19 protein-coding genes, 1 CRISPR repeat array and 1 other annotated feature (1 of these 21 cut by a window edge) are annotated in these 20,466 nt (G+C 51.0%); of the genes, 17 read left to right on the plus strand and 2 right to left on the minus strand.

From position 1 onward, the window contains the following. A CRISPR array of direct repeats spans window positions 1-543; the repeat unit is 32 nt; unit sequence GTCGCATCCTACGCGGATGCGTGGATTGAAAT (it extends 1,100 nt beyond the left edge of the window). 820 nt (window positions 544-1,363) lie between these two features. Continuing rightward, window positions 1,364-2,071: an RNA polymerase sporulation sigma factor SigK gene (gene sigK, locus LQV63_RS00055; protein ID WP_019422569.1), complete on the plus strand. Its 708-nt coding sequence runs from the start codon at window positions 1,364-1,366 to the stop codon at window positions 2,069-2,071. Between the two features lie 217 nt (window positions 2,072-2,288). Continuing rightward, window positions 2,289-2,957 (plus strand): carbohydrate-binding family 9-like protein, encoded by a 669-nt coding sequence (locus LQV63_RS00060; RefSeq protein ID WP_233695270.1) that lies wholly within the window; start codon window positions 2,289-2,291, stop codon window positions 2,955-2,957. Window positions 2,958-3,030: 73 nt separating this feature from the next. Here the strand turns inward: LQV63_RS00060 and LQV63_RS00065 are convergent, their stop codons facing one another. Both LQV63_RS00065 and LQV63_RS00070 read right to left on the minus strand, forming a co-directional pair. Next, complete coding sequence (locus tag LQV63_RS00065) at window positions 3,031-3,423, minus strand: VOC family protein (RefSeq protein ID WP_233695271.1); 393 nt, start codon at window positions 3,421-3,423, stop codon at window positions 3,031-3,033. Window positions 3,424-4,113: 690 nt separating this feature from the next. Continuing rightward, on the minus strand, window positions 4,114-6,345 hold the full coding sequence (locus LQV63_RS00070; RefSeq protein ID WP_233695272.1) for a hypothetical protein: 2,232 nt from the start codon (window positions 6,343-6,345) through the stop codon (window positions 4,114-4,116). A 473-nt stretch (window positions 6,346-6,818) separates the two neighbouring features. Here LQV63_RS00070 and spoVAC point away from each other — a divergent pair, with 473 nt between their 5' ends. The 15 genes from spoVAC to LQV63_RS00145 all read left to right on the plus strand — a co-directional run bounded on the left by spoVAC (window position 6,819) and on the right by LQV63_RS00145 (window position 20,035). After that, entirely contained in the window at window positions 6,819-7,316 is a 498-nt protein-coding gene (gene spoVAC, locus LQV63_RS00075) for a stage V sporulation protein AC (protein WP_019422565.1), read from the plus strand. Window positions 7,317-7,360: 44 nt separating this feature from the next. Beyond that, window positions 7,361-8,371, plus strand: coding sequence for a stage V sporulation protein AD (spoVAD, locus tag LQV63_RS00080; protein ID WP_019422564.1), 1,011 nt, complete (start codon window positions 7,361-7,363; stop codon window positions 8,369-8,371). A gap of 9 nt (window positions 8,372-8,380) precedes the next feature. After that, the gene (gene spoVAE / locus LQV63_RS00085; protein ID WP_087433049.1) at window positions 8,381-8,731 is read left to right on the plus strand and encodes a stage V sporulation protein AE; all 351 of its coding nucleotides are present in this window, start codon (window positions 8,381-8,383) and stop codon (window positions 8,729-8,731) included. A gap of 242 nt (window positions 8,732-8,973) precedes the next feature. Then, the gene (locus LQV63_RS00090; protein WP_233695273.1) at window positions 8,974-9,930 is read left to right on the plus strand and encodes an AAA family ATPase; all 957 of its coding nucleotides are present in this window, start codon (window positions 8,974-8,976) and stop codon (window positions 9,928-9,930) included. A 2-nt stretch (window positions 9,931-9,932) separates the two neighbouring features. Continuing rightward, window positions 9,933-11,186, plus strand: a complete 1,254-nt coding sequence (locus LQV63_RS00095; RefSeq protein ID WP_233695274.1) for a DUF58 domain-containing protein — start codon at window positions 9,933-9,935, stop codon at window positions 11,184-11,186. A gap of 5 nt (window positions 11,187-11,191) precedes the next feature. After that, window positions 11,192-13,459 carry a DUF4129 domain-containing transglutaminase family protein gene (locus LQV63_RS00100; RefSeq protein WP_233695549.1) on the plus strand — a complete coding sequence of 756 codons (2,268 nt, stop codon included), beginning with the start codon at window positions 11,192-11,194 and terminating at the stop codon, window positions 13,457-13,459. Between the two features lie 165 nt (window positions 13,460-13,624). Next, entirely contained in the window at window positions 13,625-14,149 is a 525-nt protein-coding gene (locus tag LQV63_RS00105) for a YqeG family HAD IIIA-type phosphatase (protein WP_019422560.1), read from the plus strand. Further along, on the plus strand, window positions 14,146-15,267 hold the full coding sequence (gene yqeH, locus LQV63_RS00110) for a ribosome biogenesis GTPase YqeH (protein WP_233695275.1): 1,122 nt from the start codon (window positions 14,146-14,148) through the stop codon (window positions 15,265-15,267). Before LQV63_RS00105 ends, yqeH begins: the two co-directional genes overlap by 4 nt. Before the next feature lie 42 nt (window positions 15,268-15,309). Continuing rightward, entirely contained in the window at window positions 15,310-16,191 is an 882-nt protein-coding gene (gene aroE / locus LQV63_RS00115; RefSeq protein ID WP_233695276.1) for a shikimate dehydrogenase, read from the plus strand. A gap of 151 nt (window positions 16,192-16,342) precedes the next feature. Beyond that, window positions 16,343-16,633, plus strand: a complete 291-nt coding sequence (gene yhbY / locus LQV63_RS00120; RefSeq protein ID WP_019422557.1) for a ribosome assembly RNA-binding protein YhbY — start codon at window positions 16,343-16,345, stop codon at window positions 16,631-16,633. Window positions 16,634-16,653: 20 nt separating this feature from the next. Next, window positions 16,654-17,262, plus strand: coding sequence for a nicotinate-nucleotide adenylyltransferase (locus tag LQV63_RS00125; RefSeq protein WP_019422556.1), 609 nt, complete (start codon window positions 16,654-16,656; stop codon window positions 17,260-17,262). Continuing rightward, on the plus strand, window positions 17,234-17,818 hold the full coding sequence (gene yqeK, locus LQV63_RS00130) for a bis(5'-nucleosyl)-tetraphosphatase (symmetrical) YqeK (protein WP_019422555.1): 585 nt from the start codon (window positions 17,234-17,236) through the stop codon (window positions 17,816-17,818). Before LQV63_RS00125 ends, yqeK begins: the two co-directional genes overlap by 29 nt. A gap of 15 nt (window positions 17,819-17,833) precedes the next feature. Continuing rightward, window positions 17,834-18,181, plus strand: coding sequence for a ribosome silencing factor (gene rsfS / locus LQV63_RS00135; RefSeq protein ID WP_019422554.1), 348 nt, complete (start codon window positions 17,834-17,836; stop codon window positions 18,179-18,181). Continuing rightward, complete coding sequence (locus LQV63_RS00140) at window positions 18,178-19,131, plus strand: CvfB family protein (protein ID WP_233695277.1); 954 nt, start codon at window positions 18,178-18,180, stop codon at window positions 19,129-19,131. Before rsfS ends, LQV63_RS00140 begins: the two co-directional genes overlap by 4 nt. A 127-nt stretch (window positions 19,132-19,258) precedes the next feature. Next, window positions 19,259-20,035: a class I SAM-dependent DNA methyltransferase gene (locus tag LQV63_RS00145; protein ID WP_233695278.1), complete on the plus strand. Its 777-nt coding sequence runs from the start codon at window positions 19,259-19,261 to the stop codon at window positions 20,033-20,035. A gap of 94 nt (window positions 20,036-20,129) precedes the next feature. Further along, window positions 20,130-20,359, plus strand: a binding site (T-box leader). Window positions 20,360-20,466 lie beyond the last annotated feature (107 nt).

A 20,466-nucleotide genomic window follows, 5' to 3' on the forward strand; every position in this document is an offset into this window, starting at 1 on the left:
TGAAATAATATGACTCAGCAAAAATTGGCCAACAAATTGCACGTCGCATCCTACGCGGATGCGTGGATTGAAATCAAACGATTGAACGGTTGGGACTGATGAGCCAAGCGTCGCATCCTACGCGGATGCGTGGATTGAAATGCATGAGTAAGAAGGAAGCTGTCATCTATCATCGTCGCATCCTACGCGGATGCGTGGATTGAAATAACTTGCAATGACCATATAAATCTATGGGCGCTACGTCGCATCCTACGCGGATGCGTGGATTGAAATATGGTATGGGAATGTACAAGGTGCCAGAAAGAGAGTCGCATCCTACGCGGATGCGTGGATTGAAATACGCCAAGCTGAACGTTATACTCCGCAGCTCTCCGAGTCGCATCCTACGCGGATGCGTGGATTGAAATTGCAGACAGAGGCAGCGAAAATTCGACGTTTGAACGTCGCATCCTACGCGGATGCGCGGATTGAAATCTGCAGCGTAATTTCTGGGCGACTCTCGGTTAAAAAGGTCGCATCCTACAGGGATGCGTGGATTGAAACAAGCATGGAGCATTACGATTCCGCCATGACATGAATGTATTAGAGACTCAACCGCAGTCACTTCTGAGCGGTGCGTAAACAGCAAGCTGATGTCCCGAGAGACAAGAGCTTGCTGTTCTTTGCTTTCAATGATGTTATTGAATACATACCTTTATAATCTGATATTATCCCCATACATGAGATATCTTTCAGACTCTGCTGCAAACATCTTCAGATTGAAAAATACTTTTCAATATTAGTTTGGAGAGACTGTATCGCTTCCATTAAAGTGCTTTCTATCGTAATCTGTGGTGTTCTTTGAATGAGATTTACTCCAACCAAGATAAGGTGTTTTCCAAAGATCCCAATGAACCTCAGCTTCCTCAATCGTGCCCTGTTCGACAGCAGTCTCAGCATATCCGCTATAAGAAAGTTGGAGTTTGCCCGAGGCTTGTATTGAGTGAAATTTTTGTTAACAGTAAAATTACCAGAGTATGGAGCGAGGTATCCTGATTCAGTCTGGTAATCTGTGAATTTTCAACAGCAACATGATTAGATTGCATGAACAGTGGTGCATATTTTGCTGGAAAAGTGTTTGGAATTGGTACACATTCTCCTGTTGGTTTACTTTGGAATCTTGATGAATCGTATTCTACAGCGTGTCTCAAATACGAGACTTACACCGTATTTACAACGATGAAGAGATGAACTTGATTTAAATCACCGGACTTTTAAAGCGATTCATTTTCGTACATGCACTTCTAGGCCGCCGCCCACATACAATGTATAACTGTGTTGGGATAAATACCGAACGTCGTCAGACATCTGGAGGTGGCATGGCATGACCGGATTGTTTGCGACGATTGTCTTGTTCATCAAGCAATTGTCGCTCCTTGTGTCCTACGTAAAGAACAACGCCTTCCCGCAACCGCTGGCCGAAGAGGATGAAATGAAGCATTTGCAGCTCATGGCAGCAGGCAACGCTCAGTCGCGCAACACGCTCATCGAACACAACCTCCGGCTTGTGGCACACATTGTGAAGAAATTTGACAACACTGGCGAAGACTTGGAAGATTTGATTTCCATCGGCACGATTGGACTGATCAAAGCGATTGAGAGCTTTCAACCGAATAAAGGGACGAAGCTTGCGACGTTTGCCGCGCGCTGTATCGAAAATGAGATTTTAATGCACCTGCGCTCACTGAAAAAGACACGCAAAGATGTATCGCTCCACGATCCAATCGGGACAGATAAGGAAGGAAACGAAATTACATTAATTGACATTCTTGGAACGGAAAGTGATGAAGTGGTCGAAAAGGTACAGTTGAAAATTGAAAAGAGTAAAATATACCGCAATCTGGATATATTGGACGAACGGGAGCAAGAAGTTATTCGGGGACGCTTCGGTCTGGATGGAGGCGGGGACGAACGCACCCAGCGGGAGATTGCCAAGGAATTAGGCATTTCACGCAGCTATGTATCACGGATTGAGAAACGTGCGCTCATGAAGCTGTATCATGAATTTTATAAAAATAAAGGCCGAATTTGACCGGAGTCCCTGCCTGATACCAGCCTGAGGTGTCAGCGCGGGGGTTTCCTTTTCCAGCGCCGTTGTTCGCTTCCTGCGAACGGCTTGACGTAATCCTCTTTCATATCGCGCCTCCCTTGGACGACTACCTGATTCACTTGTTACTTAAGAATCGAAATTTGCTATAATGGGCAAGAATCGCAACAGCCACTTTGCAGCAACGAGGGGAGACGACAACATGAATGCAAGTCAGGATGGAAGTAACGAAGTGAAGGAAGAAAGCGTGCCGGCACTGCCGCAGCTTCCGGAATACCGGTGCAGGCATATTACCGGAGACGCTCCGGATTGGACCGGGATCGCAGCGATAGAGCTAGCGGATGTGGTGACTGGAGCAGTGCCGCGGATGCGCACCGCCATCCGATCGTGCTGGACGGATACGACACTGTATATCCGCTTTGAATGCGAGGATGATTGCGTGGTCAGTCCGTATACGAAACGCGACGATCCTTTATTTGAAGCTGACGTGGTCGAATGCTTCATCGACACGGCCGGATCGGGCCGGAGTTATTATGAATTCAATCTCAGTCCGCATAACGTCGTATTCGATTCATACATAACGAACAATCCGGGCGAGCCGAAAGCCTTCCACCCGGAGTGGGATGCACAGCAGTTGGTCACATCCGTCGCTTATGTATCTCAGCCCGAGCGCCGGGTCATTTACGAATACGCCATCGCATTTTCCGATTTGCAGGCTACGCCGCATACAGGGACGGAATGGCGCATCAATTTGTTCCGCATCGACGAGGATGATCTGGGAACGCGTGAATATACCGCTTGGTCCCCGACTGGCGCCGTCAACTTTCACGTTCACGAACGGTTCGGCAGATTTCGGTTCATACAGGAATAGGAATGAAGTGTCTCGTCCTCTGGCTCATGCGAGCGGGAGTGAGGCACTTTTTTGATCTTAGAAATGAAAGTTCTCAATTTTCCTCAAGCCGCTCTGCATTCAATTCAATAATATTTTGATCCGGGTCGAGGATGAAGATTTGCGGGAAACCTGCTTTGCCATACGGTTTTGCTGTGTAGGTTATCCCGCATTGATCAAGCCATTTTTGCGTATTTTCATAACTGGAAACTCTGAGCGCAAAATGTCCATCCTTTGTGTCGACTTCACCTGTACGCAGTGTCTCCCCTTTGTAGACGATGAGGTGCAGCTGTTGATCTGTTGTGCCAATCGCGTACCAAGCGCCTTCAAAATCAAAGGCAGGACGAGGGAGTTCCTGTAGTCCAAGAATCCGTTCATAAAAATCCTGGGAGCGGCGTAAATCCCGCACATTCAAACTAACGTGATGAATGCCTTCAATTATGAGCATGTTAACCCTCCTTACCCATCAACGATGTACAGTTGTTATGTAAATAATTGATTATACGACCCAATATATGACCAAAAATTTAGCTTGATCCCCACGTCTACAATAAAGCGATATTCAAATCAAGGCAAGCGGTTTAATAATGTTGCACCAGCTTCTTTTGAGTGTACATGGTTGACGCTGAACATACGTATTTAGTCGCTTATGCTCATTCTTCCATGCGCTCAGGGAGCGGAGGAACTGGTCAGGGAGCATACTGCTTAGAGATTGACCCGTTCAGGAATGAGAGCATTACAGAGCTGAACGCGGGAAAAATCAGAGAACGTGATAGGGTGACGAATATTGAACTTATGTCTTCAATCACATGGGTGCGTTTATATAATTCCCTCTGTATTGCCCGTAATTATAAATGAAGTCCCAAAGAGCCTGTTCACTGACATAAGGGGATAGTGGGCAAAGGGAGGAACCGAAGAGAGTCGTAGTTCACCGAAGATAACCGCAAGCCTCCGATATGCCGTTAACGCGTCTGGCGTGGCACTTTCTGATGGTAGGGGAGAATGGAGCAAAGAGATCAAAGCAGAACATAACCCCCCCTGAGGAAGATCCTCGGGGGGCAATTTGCATCGTTGTTATGGTGTATCGACCGTTGCCAGCATTGCTTGGATGCTAAGCGCATCTGCTGCTTGTACGATATTAGGTTCCGGCCATTTCCATCGTCAAACGAACGCCGCCTGCAGGGTGCACGAACGATACGGCAAAGGTCGAGGATGCCGCCTCCCATTCCCATTCGTGTGGATACGGCTTCCCGTCCAGTTCGACCGTCACCCGGCCTGGAGCGCCCGCGGCAGCGAAGCGCAGCATGGCGCCCACCCCCTCTGGCCCGCGTATGGAATAACAGCACATGCTGCACGCCACTTCATTGCCGCTGCTGTCCGCCGCAGGCAGCTCCGTTACCCGTCCCGCGGCCGCTACCAGCACGGGGCGCTCACTCATTGCCGCGTACGCATGATTAAGGTCGACTAGCAATGCTTGATCGCCCGGCTGGATTACTACGTGCGCACGTACGGCGAGTCGGCCGTCGAACAGGTCGACGAAAGGCCCCTCTAACCGGACGGGTTCAGCGCTGACGCCTTCGTCCAGTACGGCGGCTGCCACGTAAGGCCCACGGTGGGCGATAAGCGCATGACTGCGATCCCACCGCGCGTCAGCGCCGTGAACGGACTGCAGCGCAGCCAGCACCGTCTCGCGCAGCCGATCCGCTCCGGCTTCCGACGAAGCGAATGCCGCCGGATGCTCATGCAGATAGGCGAACGCGCCTTTGCCGACATTTGTAATCAAGGCTTCACCCTCTGGTGGCGCTTCCAGTGGCACTCCTATCGTCTCGAAGAGATGGTGAGCCGGATTGGCATACGAATGCTGGCCTTCACTCCACCATTCGCGCACGCCATGATATGCATCGCTGCCATCGCCGACATACAGCAGCACGCCGCCTGCCTGTACCCATTGCGCCAGCGCATAATGAACATCCATATACTCGGGCTTCATGAACTCATAGCTCAACAGCAGGATGTCATAGGGGGATAAATAATGCGGGATGCGGCGGACGTTGTCCAGCTGTACCGGACGGACAGGGGCGCCGTGCTTCAAGAGCGGCATAGCAAGGCCGAAGAAGGCGTCCCATGTGATATGCTCCATCTCAGAAGCAAAGCGCTCATCCTCCTTGATATTATCCCAATCAAGCGTTAGATCGAGCCGCTGATACATGCAGGAATCAGCGACGAGCACACCCATGCGTGGCTGGCTTGGCCCCTCCTGCTGCACGCCGACAGGAGCACTGACCGTGCCGCCAAGCGGCATATGCTGGAGCGCATTGATGACAGTGAGCAGCGTCGTGCCGTAATCCTCTGGAAGAGGCACCTTCTTGTTATGATCGGAGCTGAGATACTTTCCCTTATATATCCGGTGCGGCCAAGGCGTCACCTCGTAATGATCGATATGAGGATGCAGCAGGGAAGCGACTACCGTTTTTTTGTAGTTCATTCGGTAATCGTCCCAGGTTCGTCCCGGGTGGTCTTCGATTGGATCGTGCAATAGCCACATGCGTCTATCGCTGCCGCGAACGAGCTCCTGCATGACGCCGTACTCCAAATAAGCGGTCTCAAAGGTGCGCTCCTTGCGTACGCCCGCGTACACATTCGGCACCCTTGACGTACCGGTCCATACCTGTGCAATGTAACCGTCGATGCCGCTTACGTCCATCAGCTTCGATTCCGGGCTGACGATGCGCCATTGGCAGTAATTGATCAGGCTGTGCGTCGGAACAAAGAAGCGGATTTGGCGTCCATATGTATGCTTGGCGTAAGACTTCAGCGAGGAGCAAATGCGCTCAAGCGCCTGTTTATATAACTCCGCTTTTAGCTTAGACGCACGGTACTGGGCGTCAGGCGATTGATGTGGAGGCATCCATGGTTCGTTATAGAACAATTCCCACTCGCGCTGAAAGGCGGGGGAGTAACCAGCTTCTACCCAGAATTCGGGTTCTTCCATGTAAAAAGCTTCCACACCGGCATCGACGGCTTTCTTCAGACGGCCTGCCACGAAGTCAGAAAAAGATACAGTCGGCACCATGTACGGCACATCATCGGTTTCATGAATAAGCCGGGTACCGTTGGCCCGTGTCTGTGCTTCATCCCAATGCAGCTTACCATCGATTTGTCCAGTCAAATAAGGTTGATATTCACCCCATGCCGTGCCGGTCATTAAGCCTACGCGGTACCCTTCGTCCGTCCAGCTGCGAATGCGTTCCTCCATCGTGTCGTCAATGCCGTATACAAGCACCATATCTGTCTGCAGGTCGATTGCAGCATCGTAAGGAGCGATTTCTTGGAAGGCCGTTTTTTCTCCGGGCCGTTGACGTAGCAACATACAGCTTTCCTTCTTTCTGTACTGTTTCTGTTCCATTCTTAGGTTGAGCATTTCGAATATTTCGACAATATTGAGCAGGACGATTCCAAGAGTGAAGCCGACGCTTGATCGCATTGTACACCAATTTACAGATGAAATCCTCCGCCTGCAACGCAGCACGCTTCGCTTACCGAGGAGAGATGGGATGAACGCTTTCTTCCCTCATGCATACACTAACCTATGCCCATGCACTTTGATGCGGCACAGACGATTATTGGAGAGGATGGAGAACTTTGAAGCCGAGTGTTTCGTCATTTGACTGTCTGGCCCTTGTGCTGTTTGTGCTGCTTGCCTTGTGCTGCCTCTTGTTGCTTCATATACAAAATGTTACATTTTAACGATTGGCATGCCTAGACATATTCCGAATCGAAAAGACAAATACTGTGATGGAATGAAATAGAACCATAGTATAGTTTGACGCAGGAGGTGGGGGCATGGCAGCTTCAAGCAAATCCCAGTCCGCAAAATGGAAGCTGGGAAATTGGACCCTGTCGGAGCAGGAGTACAAACAAATTGCCAAACAGCGTGAGCCGTCTCGGTCCGTATTCAAAAACTGCATACGGGCTTTTTTGGTCGGCGGCACGATCTGTCTAATCGGACAAGCCATACAACAGATGTACATGACGCTCTTCCATATGAGCGAGAAGCAGGCAACCAATCCGACGGTGGTGACGTTGATTTTGGTATCGGTCATCCTGACATGCTTCGGAGTGTATGACAAAATCGCGCAGTGGGCCGGAGCGGGTTCAGCCGTTCCCGTCACCGGATTCGCTAACTCGATGTGCTCGGCAGCCTTGGAGCATCGCAGTGAGGGACTTGTGCTCGGCGTTGGGGGCAACATGTTCAAGCTCGCTGGCTCCGTCGTCGTGTTCGGAACGGTGGCTGCTTTTGTTGTGGCGCTTGTCTATTACCTGTTCGGTCTTCAACACTAAGGCAAAGACGGACATTCGAGCAAGAAGAAGGAGGAGGCATTCCGATGCAAGTAGGACGCCGTACGTGGCAGTTTGCGAACCGTCCGGTCATTATCGGCACCGCAACTGTCGTCGGGCCGGATGAGGGAGAGGGGCCTCTCGCAGCCGACTTTGATTTTATTCATGATGATTTGGACATGCAGGAGAAAAGTTGGGAGAAGGCCGAGCGCAAGCTGTTGGAGCAGGCAACCCAGTTAGCTATCGTGAACGCGAATATAACGCAGGACCAATTGAATTTCTTTGTCGGCGGCGACTTGTTGAACCAGATTATAAGCAATTCATTTGCCGCCCGTACGCTCGGCGTCCCTTATATCGGCGTTTTTGGCGCGTGCTCTACTTCGATGGAGACGCTGGCGATTGCCTCGCTGCTCGTCGACTCTGGCAATGCGAACTATGCGATGGCGGGGACGTGCAGTCATAATTGCACAGCCGAGAAGCAGTTCCGCTATCCGACGGAATACGGTTCCCAGAAACCGCCTACCGCTCAATATACAGTAACAGGCGCAGGAGCGGCGGTTGTGGCCAAGAAAGGAAAGGGCCCGCAAGTAACCGCAGCGACAATCGGGAAGATTGTTGATCTTGGCATAACGGATCCCTTTAATATGGGAGCGGCGATGGCTCCTGCGGCAGTAGATACCATATTGACGCATTTAAAGGACTTGAATCGATCTCCTCAGGACTATGATCTCATCGTGACCGGCGACTTGGCCAATGTCGGACATCCAATTGCGAAAGACTTGTTCAAAAAGCACGGTGTGCCGATGGATGAAGCCAATTTCCAAGATTGCGGACTCATGGTGTTTGACGTAGAGAAACAAGCTGTGCAAGCCGGTGGCAGCGGATGCGCCTGCTCCGCTGTAGTGACGTACGGACACATTTTGAAGCGCATGCAAAAAGGCGAGCTGCGGCGTGTGCTTATTGCTGCGACGGGGGCGCTGCTATCCCCGCTGTCTTATCAGCAAGGGGAGACCATTCCCAGCATTGCGCATGCCGTTACGATTGAAATGGAAGGATGATATTCAATGATGACTTACTTATGGGCCTTCATTATCGGGGGACTCATTTGTGTGATAGGCCAGCTAATGTTTGATGTGGCTAAGCTGACGCCGGCGCATACGATGAGCATCCTTGTCGTGACAGGCGCGATTGTCGATGGCTTGGGCTGGTATGAGCCGCTGATCGACTTTGCTGGCGCAGGCGTGACCGTGCCGATTACCAGCTTCGGGAACTCGCTCGTTCACGGTGCATTGACGGATTTGAAGTCAGATGGCTGGGTCGGAGCTGTAAGCGGAATTTTCAAGACAACGAGCGCTGGAATATCGGCGGCCATCGTCTTCTCCTTTCTAGCTGCCTTAGTCGTGCGCCCGAAAGGCTAGTATATGTGCGTGTTCAACCTCTATATGTAATGGTATCCATAACGATAAGCTCCGAGCCGATCCATGGCAACGGGGCTTTATTTTTTTGCTAAAGCTTCCAAATCTATTCGGACGATCCGCACATGTACCTTATTCCTAGAATGGTGTAAAATGAAAAAATGTAAGCGCAGCTCATGTGATCCAGCTCATAAGACATGTTGTGAATCCGCCAAATTTTTAATATTGAAGGGGAGGTCGTTGCCATGCCATCCTATCATTCACTGCATTCCGTTATGAAGCAGATGCAATCGACATTGGAACGATGTATTTTGGGAAAAGCATTTGAAATTGAATTGCTGCTCACTGCCTTGCTTGCCGGCGGCCACGTCCTCATTGAAGATGTGCCGGGCACAGGCAAGACTCAACTTGTGAAGTCACTCGCCCGTACGATGAATGGACAATTCCGCCGAGTTCAATGTAATCCGGATATACTGCCTACCGATATTACCGGAGTTTTTATTTTTCATCCGAAAGAGCAGCAATTCGTGTTTCGGCCAGGTCCGGTGATGACGAATGTGCTGCTCGTCGACGAGATTAACCGCGCGACGACGAAGACGCAGTCGGCGCTGCTTGAAGCGATGGAGGAGCATCACATTACAGTAGACGGCGAAACATTCGACTTGCCTTCGCCGTTTGTGCTCTTCGCAACGCAGAATCCGATTGAATTCGAGGGGACCTTTATGCTGCCGGAAGCGCAGCTTGACCGATTCATGTTCAAGGTTCATCTCGGGTATCCTGACGAAATGACCGAACGGACGATGCTGGCCCGTCACATGGAGGGACTGCCTTCGGAGAGGGTTGAATCGGTGACGGACATTGCTGCAATCAAAGAAATGCAGGAAGCGGTTCGCTGCGTTCATATCGATGATGCGGTCGCTGCATATATCATTGACATTGTGCGCGCGACACGCGAACATCCTCATGTCGTCTTGGGCGCAAGCCCGCGTGCTTCAGTCTCTTTGATGCAAGCAGCCAAAGCCCGCGCTTGGATTCGCGAACGAAGCTTCGTTACGCCAGATGACGTGAAAATATTGCTTCCTTATGCGCTGAACCATCGCCTCGTGCTTGGCATGGAGGCAAAAATGGACGGGATAACTGCCAATCATATTTTGCGGGAAGTGGTGCAGAACATACCGGTACCGATTCGAATGGGGATATGAACATGAATAACATGGAACTTGTTCCACGCCAAGGTCGTTCGCGCAAGCGGTCGATTGTTATCGCGGTTGGAATCTATGTCTCGTGTCTGTTCTATTTTCTATTCCAAGGCGGTAAGACTTCATTTATGCTTCTGTCGATGGCGACGCTCCTTGCGGTCTACTGGTTGTCCGGATTGGCAGGAGGTATTCGCAGAGTAAGCGGAGAACGCATGCTAGGAGCCGGGATGAGCAAGTTCGTTCCTGCACGTTCCAGACTTAATGTATCTGTGAGGATTACCGTCCCTGGCTGGTTCCCGCTTCCATATGTTATTGTGCGAGAGGAATTGTTGCGTTTCGGAGAGCGTTACTATGAGGAAGAAACCGTCGTCACATTGGATGCGAAGCGTACAGCCGTGTTGTCTTATCGTACGCCGTTTTTACAGAGAGGCTGGTACCGTTATGAGGCGACTTCATGCTGTTCACGGGATTTATTCGGTGTGTTCGAGCATCATGGCAAGTTCGAAGCTCCCGCAGCCTTCTATGTTATGCCGACAACCGTGTCCATTCCGAAGTGGAATCAGGCGGAGCGGCAGGACGGTCAAGGTCATCTAGAGCAGAACCGCCATATGAGAAGAAGGGAATCCACCCAATTAAATGGAGTGCGTGAATACGTCCATGGCGATAGGCTCTCGCGCATTCATTGGAATGCGACCGCAAAGACGGGGGTATTGAAATCGAAGCAGTTCGATCACGAATCTTTTTCTCCCATTCTCATTGTGTTGGATGTGAGAGCTGCGCTTTACGAGGAAGCGAACGCCTTTGAGACGGCCATAAGCGCGGCTGCTTCATTGGCTGACTATGCTAGAACACATGAGAGGCCGACTTACATCGCTGCCATTGGCAACGGACTGAAGTGGTGGGATGCCGATACAGTTCGTACGCAGTCGCTATCCTTCAAGCAATGGCTGTCGGCTGTGCATCGGGAACGGACAGAGCAGGAAGATGGCCGCATTTACAAGCAGCTTATGGAGCATAGCTTACGCTTAAATGGCGCTGCGGTTGCTTGGATTAGCGGCGGATTGACAGGCGAGGACATATCAGCAGTCAGTTCCTTTTTCAAGGCAGGGGGATATGGCACTTACCTTCACATTCAGGGCAGCGATTATGCCCCGGCAGACAATGCTCGGATTCGAATGCTTGGGAAGCATCGATTCCAATATATTCCTCTTGGCCAACTTCAACAGTTGCCTCAGCTGCTGGGAGGTGAGGCACGTTGAATCTCGTGAGGCGATCGAACACGACGAAGCGTTCGGCATCACAGAAGCCGCCTTCGTCAACGAAGTACTTACAGCAGTTTCTGTTCTCGTATTGGGATGAAAGGCTAGTATGGACTTGCCTAATCGCAATGTGCTGGCAATGGATCGTCATGCTTGAGCCGTACTGGTTCGAAGAGACGATTGTTATGTCCAAGGCATCCTTGATTGTGCTCTGGGTCGCTTCTCTCCTCTTTCCCAGACATTTTTCCGGGAGACTCTTCATCGGTCTTCCTCTAATTTTGTGGGTGGTCTATAAAGAACTCATTCAATACGATCTATGGGTTGCCGGCAGCAAAATATCGGAATCATTAGTTTCCTTCCATCCTTATATTTGGTTTGTGCTCGGCTTGTGGCTGGTCTACGAAGCTATTGGCCAAATTGTCAGAGGAAGCGGCAGGGTTATTATTTGGCTTCTTATGCAAATTATCGTATTTGGAATATTAGACTCCTTCACGGAAACGATGCTCTGGGAGCAAGTGGCTTGGATTGTCGGCGCTTCATTAGTCTGGCTCATCACTTTGCATTTTGGACAAATGAAGCAGCAGTACCCCCATATGTGGCGCAACTCGTTGCGTTATCCGCTTCAAATGGGGATGAGTGCCTTCTTTATCATTGCCGTTATCATGTCTATCGGAGTTAGCGTGCCAGAGTTCGAACCGATTTTAACGGATCCTTATACCGCTTGGAGTAATCGCTACGGCGATGGTGACAATATCGTCAAGCGAATGATGTCGGACGTCACAGGCTCCAACGATGCGCCGCGCACGAGCACATCGGGGTACAGCCAGCAGGATAGCCAGCTCGGGAACGGGTTTCAAATGGACTATATGCCTGTTATGACCGTGCAATCCGATGCGAGAGGATACTGGCGGGGTGAGGCAAAGGAGCTGTACACCGGGCAAGGCTGGAGGGATCTGAACCGGACCGACGGGCAGGAACGAGTGAAAACAAACACGCGTATTGAATCGGAAGGTGCGCCATCTAGCGATATACAGACCCGTGAGATTAAGCAGACATTCCATATGTTGAGCGGACAACCATATCCGGTGCTGTTCGGCATGCAGGCGATTGAATCCATTAATGACATTAAGACCGAAAATATCGGTGAGCTCTGGTGGAATGGAAGAGATAGCGAGATTCATTATATGGGTTCGCCAAGTGCTCCATATCCGGAGAGCTACACGGTGATTTCCCGGGTTCCTGTCGTGTCGGAGGAGAAGCTGCGTCAAGCTTCTGCAGGTGATGACAACGCCGCAGAGCATCTCGGCTTCAGCAAGTACATTCAACTTCCGGAGAAGCTGCCGCCCCGTGTGCGCGATCTTGCCGAGCAGTTGACGGCTGATGCGACGAACAATTACGATAAAGCGAAGCAAATCGAGAGCTATTTGCGCAGCCAGTTCCAGTATACGAATACACCGGATATCTCACTGCGCACCAGTGAAGATTTCGTAGATGGGTTCTTGTTTGAAGTGAAGGAAGGGTATTGTGATTATTTCTCAACGGCGATGGCCGTGATGCTCCGCTCGGTCAACGTGCCGACCCGCTGGGTCAAAGGCTATGCGCCAGGCGTGCGTGAAGGCATGAGCGAGCATATGATGCTGGGCCAATTCGATCCCGATTCTGGTGGAACGTTCCGTGTAACGAATGCAGATGCTCATTCATGGGTGGAAGTGTATATGGGCGATTACGGTTGGATCGCATTTGAGCCAACACCTGGATTCAGCTTGCCTCGATGGGAACCGAAGGAAGAAGAGAAGACTGAACCAATAGCCGAGCAAGAGAAGAACAAAGAGAAGGATGAGGACAAATCAGCTCCGGGCCAGCAAGATGAGACACAAGCGTCTTTACCGGCTTGGGTGACAACAGTAGCTCGAATCATCGTCCTTGCTGTCCTTATCGGTGCGCTTGTGCTTCTCTTATGGAGATGGCGCTCGGTTGGTTTCTCGCTGCGGTGGATCCGCATGTTGAAGCGCAATCTGACGCCTGATGAAAAAATTGTTCTGGAGACCGAAATGTGGATCAGTTATTGCCGCCTGAAGGGGTTGCGCAAAGCGCCGCATGAAACGGTTCGAGAAGCGGCCTTCCGTTGGTGTAAAGGCAATGATGAACGCTATGCCTCCGTCAATACGATCGTTCCACTGTTTGAACAAGCAAAATATGGTCACGCTCTCACTCAGGAAGCAGATATTGAGCGATTGAAAGCTGCTGTCCGTCAGTTTAAACGGGCGGGATGATTATAGAACGTAACGAATGGATACGGTAAAATGAAACAGAGAGAAAGGTAGAGAATGAGCTCGTGATTGTGACGATTACATGTCGTTCCGCACAGGAACGGCATTTTTTTGCACGAAAAACAAAGAATATGGTATAGTTTTTCGTATGAAAACGAGGTGACTGCTTTGTTGGAAGGGCTTATTCCCCGTCTTCGGGTAAGCACGGTCTATGATATTGATCTGGCTATGCTTAAGGAGAAAGGGATTCAAGGGATTATTACAGACTTGGATAATACCCTTGTAGGTGCGAAAGACCCTCTGGCGACACCGCAACTAGCCGCATGGCTGGAGGAAGTGAAACGCCAAAAATTTAAAGTGGTTATTGTATCGAACAATGATCATACACGCGTATCCCGCTTCGCAACGCCGCTCGATATTCAGTTCGTTCATGCGGCGCGCAAGCCATCGCAACGAGCCTTTCATAAAGCGCTTCAGCTAATGGGGCTCACACCAGATCAAACGGTCGTCGTCGGCGACCAGATGCTTACAGATGTTCTTGGAGGCAATCGCATTGGTATGTTTACAATATTGGTCCAGCCGATAGCCATTCAGGACGAAGGTTGGATGACACGCGTCAATCGACGCATCGAGCGCATCGTTACGGCTCGACTGCGTAAAAAGGGATTGTGGCACGAGGAGGAACGACATTGAGTGATGAAATAAAAGAGGCACGAGCTTGCAGTGGTTGTGGCGTAACGCTGCAAACGGAGCATTCTGAACAACCAGGATATGTGCCAGCAAAAGCATTGGAACGGACGCCGATCATTTGTCAGCGCTGTTTCCGGATTAAACATTATAACGAAGCGGCTTCTGTCGCAATAGACCAGGATGAATTTTTGCGCATGCTGGGACGCATCGGCAAGGAAGACGCGCTCGTCATTCATATCGTTGACTTGTTCGATTTTGATGGGAGCGTCATTTCGGGGTTACAGCGCTTCGTTGGCACCAACCCGGTGCTGCTGGTCGTGAACAAAATTGACTTGCTGCCGAAAGCGACGAACTGGAATCGCATTACGAATTGGGTACAGCGGCAGGCGAAGGAGCACGGCTTGCGCATCGTTGACGTCATTCTCGTCAGCGCAAAGCGCAACCTTGGCTTCGATCGACTGGTAGACCAGGTGGGTGAGTGGCGGCAAAGACGCGATGTGTATGTCGTCGGTGCTACCAATGTCGGAAAATCAACCCTGATTAACCGTCTCATCAACGATTACAGCGATATGGAACAAGAATTGACGACGTCGCGCTATCCGGGTACGACACTCGATGTTGTGCATATTCCGCTTGATGACGGCAAGCATATTATCGATACACCGGGAATTGTATACCCGAGCCGCATGACTGAGCTGGCGCATCGTGATGATTTGGGCGCGCTGCTGCCTGACAAGCCGCTGAAGCCTGCAGTATATCAGTTGAATGAAGGGCAGACGTTGTTCTTCGGCGCTTTTGCGCGTTTCGACTTCGTGGAAGGGGAACGCCAGTCATTTACTTGCTATGTGTCGAATGGGCTTCCGATTCACCGGACCAAGCTGGAACGGGCTGACGAGTTGTACCGTGACCACCGCGGCGATATGTTGGCTCCGCCTACGCGTGAACGTGTGGACGAACTGCCTGCTTGGACGAAGCATCAATTTCGAATTGCGCGCGGAAGCGAGACGGACGTCTTTATTTCAGGTCTCGGATGGGTAACTTGCAACGGAACGACCGGGGCGCTGGTGGAGGTTCATGCTCCCAAAGGAGTAAAGGTGCTGACACGCCATTCGTTGCTTTAAACGATAATGTTTTATACAAACATGGGTAGGGAGCGTAGAACGATGGAACCGGATGCGGTAGTATCAGTGGGGAATGTTCGGGCGTTGGACAGTTCAACGACGTTGTATGCGGTCATCGGCGATCCGATAAAGCATTCCAAATCACCGCTCATGCATAACGTGGCTTTGCAGAGCCTTGATGTAAACGGGATCTATACCGCATTTCATGTGCCGCCGGATGAGCTGGAGCAGGCCATAAAGGGAATTCGCGCGCTTGGCATCGGCGGAGTTAATGTGACGATTCCCCATAAAGAACGTGTCATGGCGTATTTGGATAATATCGACGAGAGCGCCCAAGTTATCGGAGCGGTCAACACGATCGTCCGCCGCGACGGGAAGCTTATCGGATATAATACGGATGGTCTCGGCTATGTACGATCTCTGAAGGAAGAGATGATTCCACATGTTTCTGCAGCCCGGATTCTGTTAATCGGTGCCGGCGGCGCGGCACGCGGAATCGCCTATGCACTGTTGAAGGAAGGCTGCCAGGAGCTAATCATTGCCAATCGGACGGTCGAAAGAGCGCAGGCGTTAGCCGACGATTTGTCTCCTTATGGTCCGATACGTGTCGTGCCGTTGCTGGATGCTCCAGTCATCGATGCAGAACAGGTTGATATCGTCATCAATACGACATCTGTCGGCATGCATCCTGACGTTGCAGCCATTCCTCTCAATCCGGATTGGCTGCAGCCTCATATGATTGTGAGCGATATCGTCTATAATCCGCTCGAGACCGCACTGGTGCAGGCCGCACAGCGGACAGGCTGCCGAACGCATAGCGGCCTCGGAATGTTCGTCTATCAGGGCGCGATCGCGTTTGAAATGTGGACCGGCAAACAGGCTCCTGCGGAGCTGATGAGACAAGAAGTATTACGTACGCTATAATAAACTGCAGGCGAACTCGTTCGGATTGTCGATGTCGGCATGGAAGTTTGTGAGGCCGCAGGTTACTTCATGTGCGTGCTCGAAAGGGACTTTTTGAGTACCTTTTCCAAGAATTTTATAACATTATGATACAGATAAGGCAGGTAAACATATGCTAACGGGTAAACAGAAACGCTATTTGCGATCTCTCGCACATCATGTACAGCCTATTTTTCAAGTAGGCAAGGGCGGAACGAACGATCAACTCATTCGTCACATTCAAGAAGCATTGGAAGTGCGCGAATTGATTAAAGTGTCGATCTTGAATAATTGTATGGAAGATCGCTATGAAGTGGCAGAGCAATTGTCTTCACGTTCGGGTGCAGAGCTTGTGCAGGTTATCGGCAAGATGATTGTCCTGTATAAGGAGTCTGAAGAGAAAAAACAGATTGAATTGCCTTAATCGGCACAGGAGGCCTACCCATGAAACAAATCGGCATCATGGGCGGTACGTTTGACCCGATACATCTCGGACATCTGGTCGCTGCGGAGTGTGCGCTGGAAGCGGCACGGCTGGATGAAGTGTGGTTCATGCCGGCTAGCGTTCCTCCACATAAATCCCGCCAGCCGTTCGCTTCTATTGAGCAACGTCTGGAGATGACGAAGCTTGCGGTGCAGGGAAATCCGTGCTTTCGAGTGAGCGATTGGGAGTATGCGAGCGGAGGAGTATCGTATACAGTAGATACTGCAACAGGCTTGCGGGAGACGCATCCAGATGTGGAATGGTCATGGATCATCGGAGGCGATATGGTCGCTTATTTGCCGCAATGGCATCGTATCGATGAATTAATGACCAGCATAACATTTATTGGGCTCCGACGTCCGGGAACGCCGTGGCACTTGGATATGCTGCCCGTTGCATGGCGTGAACGCATTAGCGCTGCATACATGCCGCAAATGGACATATCGTCTACGATGATTAGACAGCGCCTTGCTGAGGGCAGATCCATTCGTTACTTGGTGCCGGATGCGGTTGAACAATATATAGCAAGGTGGGGGCTTTATGAATCAAGTACGCGAAGAAATGATTGAGTCCGTCCAAGCTCAAATGCCGGAACAGCGCTGGCAGCATACACAAGGAGTAATGGATACGGCGATTCGGCTCGCGAACAAATACGGAGCAGACCCAATCAAGGCGGAGGCAGCAGCCATTCTGCATGATGTAGCCAAATACTGGCCGACGGCGCGAATGGAAGAGATCATCCGCGAGCAGCATATGCCGCCGGAGCTGTTGCAGCATGACAAGCAGTTGTGGCACGCTCCTGTCGGAGCATATGTCGCTCAGCATGAATATGGGATCGAAGACAAAGAAATACTGGATGCCATACGGTATCATACATCAGGACGCGTTCATATGACGCTGCTGGACAAAATCGTATGTTTGGCAGATTATATCGAACCTGGACGCGATTTTCCAGGTGTTGACCGCATCCGCGAGTTGGCAGAGCGCGATGTGAACACAGCCCTCGTAGCGGGGTTTGATTCGACGATCAGCTTCTTGCTCGCCAAACGCCGGCGCGTCTTTCCGCTTACGATACTGGCAAGAAACAGTTTGATTGAAGAGCTGGAACAAGAGCTTTACAAATGAGATGGAGGTTGAACAATGGCAATCACTTCAAAACAATTGCTTGAGATCGCCGTAGACGCGGCTGAAGATAAAAAGGCGATGAATCTCGTCGTCCTGGATTTGCAAGGCATTTCCCTCATAGCGGACTACTTTGTCGTCTGTCACGGGAACTCGGACACTCAGGTCCAAGCTATTACGAACGAAATTCGCAAGCGCGCACATGAAGCAGGCGTTCACATTCGCGGTACGGAAGGCTTTGATTCGGCTCGCTGGGTTCTTGTGGATATGGGCGATGTCATCGTGCATGTGTTCCATCGCGACGAACGGGAATACTACAGCATTGAGAAGCTGTGGTCCGATGCGAAAGTTGTGGAAATGGCATGACCTTGGTTGCAGGTATGATTCAACAATTAACGGTTGCGCGTGAAGTCTCTCCATACGGTTATTTTTTAACAGATGGCGAACTGGACGTGCTGCTGCACTACTCGGAAATGACCGGACCGATAAAGCCAGGCGAGCAGGTGGATGTATTTCTGTTCTTCGATACAGAAGACCGACTAGCCTCCACGATGAAGCGCCCGTATTTGACACTTGGCGAAGTAGCTTGTCTGAAGGTGGCCGATATCCACCCGAAGTACGGCTGCTTCTTGGAAATGGGCATTGGTCGCCAATTGCTGCTGCCGAGGGGCGAAATGCCGGAATACGAACCGCTTCATCCTCAGTTGGGTGATGATGTGTACGTCAAAATGGCACACGATAAGTTTGGCCGTCTCGTTGCACTTCCCGCGCGGGAGGACGATTTGATTCCGCTCGTTTTTCATGCGCCGGAAGCATGGCTCAATACTTGGCATGAGGCGATTGTGTACCGTGCTCTGAAGATGGGGACGTTCTTCGTGATCGACGGCGCTCCGCTTGGCTTCGGCATCATCGGCCTGCTGCATGAATCCCAACGCCCGCGGCCGCTCCGGCTCGGTGAACGGGTTCGTGTTCGAATTACGCACGTGCGCGAGGACGGGCGCGTAAACGTCACGACCGCAGAACGCAAGGAAGTCGGCATGGATAAGGATGCGGATCGGTTGTTCCGTTTCTTGAAGGAGCGCCCGAACGGGACGATGCCATACTCGGATGAGACGCCGGCTGATATCGTGAAGCAGCGCTTTAACATGAGCAAATCCGCATTTAAGAGATCGATCGGCCGCTTGATGAAAGCGGGACTTATTGACCAGAACGGAAGCTGGACGGAGTTGACTCAAGCAGGAAAGAATCTGGCAGCCGATGAATTGGCGGGCGTGCTGCAGCAGGCGCAGTCGGAGCCGCGCAAGCCGAGCCGTTAAAAGAGGTTGTCCAAAAGGGCCCCTTTTCAGCACCGGACTTTCGAGAGTGAATGCAGGATTCGATGTTGAATGACATCTTAGGATGCTTCGTAATCAAAAAGGGACGGGATGAGGAAGGACGAGAGTAATGGAATCGTACGGTCGATTTGCAGAGGTGTATGACCGCTTAATGGCGGATATGCCCTATGAAGAATGGATTGCTTTCGCCGAAGCGGCATGGCAGCGATACGGAAGCGGGAAGCCTGAACGCGTTGTTGATCTTGGATGTGGAACTGGCAATATTTCACTGCCGTTAGCGGCGCTAGGCTATGAGGTCATTGGGATAGATCTATCTGAGACGATGCTATCCATCGCCCAGAACAAGATGGCTGCTCATCCTCCGCTGCAGGGGAACATGCAATGGGTGTGCCAAGATATGCGTCACTGGTCAGTTCCTAATTCCGTGGATGCAGTCGTTTCCTTTTGCGATTGCTTGAACTATATTACGGAACAAAGTGAAGTCAAGCAGGTGCTTCAGGCGACTTACGACCAGTTGCGTCCGGGTGGAATATTTCTCTTCGATGTGCTGTCTATCCGCCAATTCGAAGAGTATGCGAGTACGCAGCCTTTTGCCTATGATGAGGAAGACATCGCCTACATATGGTTCTCCGATTTTGATGAGGGACGCAAGGAGATCGAGCATCAGTTGACGTTGTTTGTTCGTCAAGAGAACGGCGGTTTGTTTGAACGGGTGGATGAAGCCCATGTGCAGCGCGCCTATGATATTCAGTGGCTTGCACAAAGTTTAAGAGATGCCGGTTTCAATAAGATTGAGATGTTTGCCGATTTTACATGGGAGAAGCCGGATGCTGACGCGCAGCGAATTTTCTTCGCCGCGGTGAAAGAGGAAGCAGCGTGCTCGTGATGCGACAAACATTGACAATATGCGTTTTTTTCTTTACAATATAGCTACTTGCGACTGATCGCAGGTACATACACGTTACATTTGAATAGGTGTAGCAAAGACAACGAAGAGGAATAGTAGCTTGTCGACCATCTGTCAGAGAGCCGGTGTTGGGTGGGAACCGGTGGTGGAAGAAGGTGAACTCGCCTCAGAGTCGCGCAGCGGAAGCGGAAGGGCTATGCTGCGACGCGTCACCCGCGTTACAGGTGCAGAGGGAGTGAAAGGCAAAGCATGTCTTTCGCTAACTAGGGTGGTACCACGGGAATTATGCCTCTCGTCCCTAGCGATTACGCTACGGACGGGGGGCTTTTTTGCTGAATAATGGAGTTACGGCGTTGCATTATTACAGCTTGCATTATTGCTTAGGCACTTCAATGTGGCTTGCGCGTGCA

The organism is Paenibacillus profundus, from assembly GCF_021369635.1.
Lineage (GTDB): Bacteria > Bacillota > Bacilli > Paenibacillales > Paenibacillaceae > Paenibacillus_B > Paenibacillus_B profundus.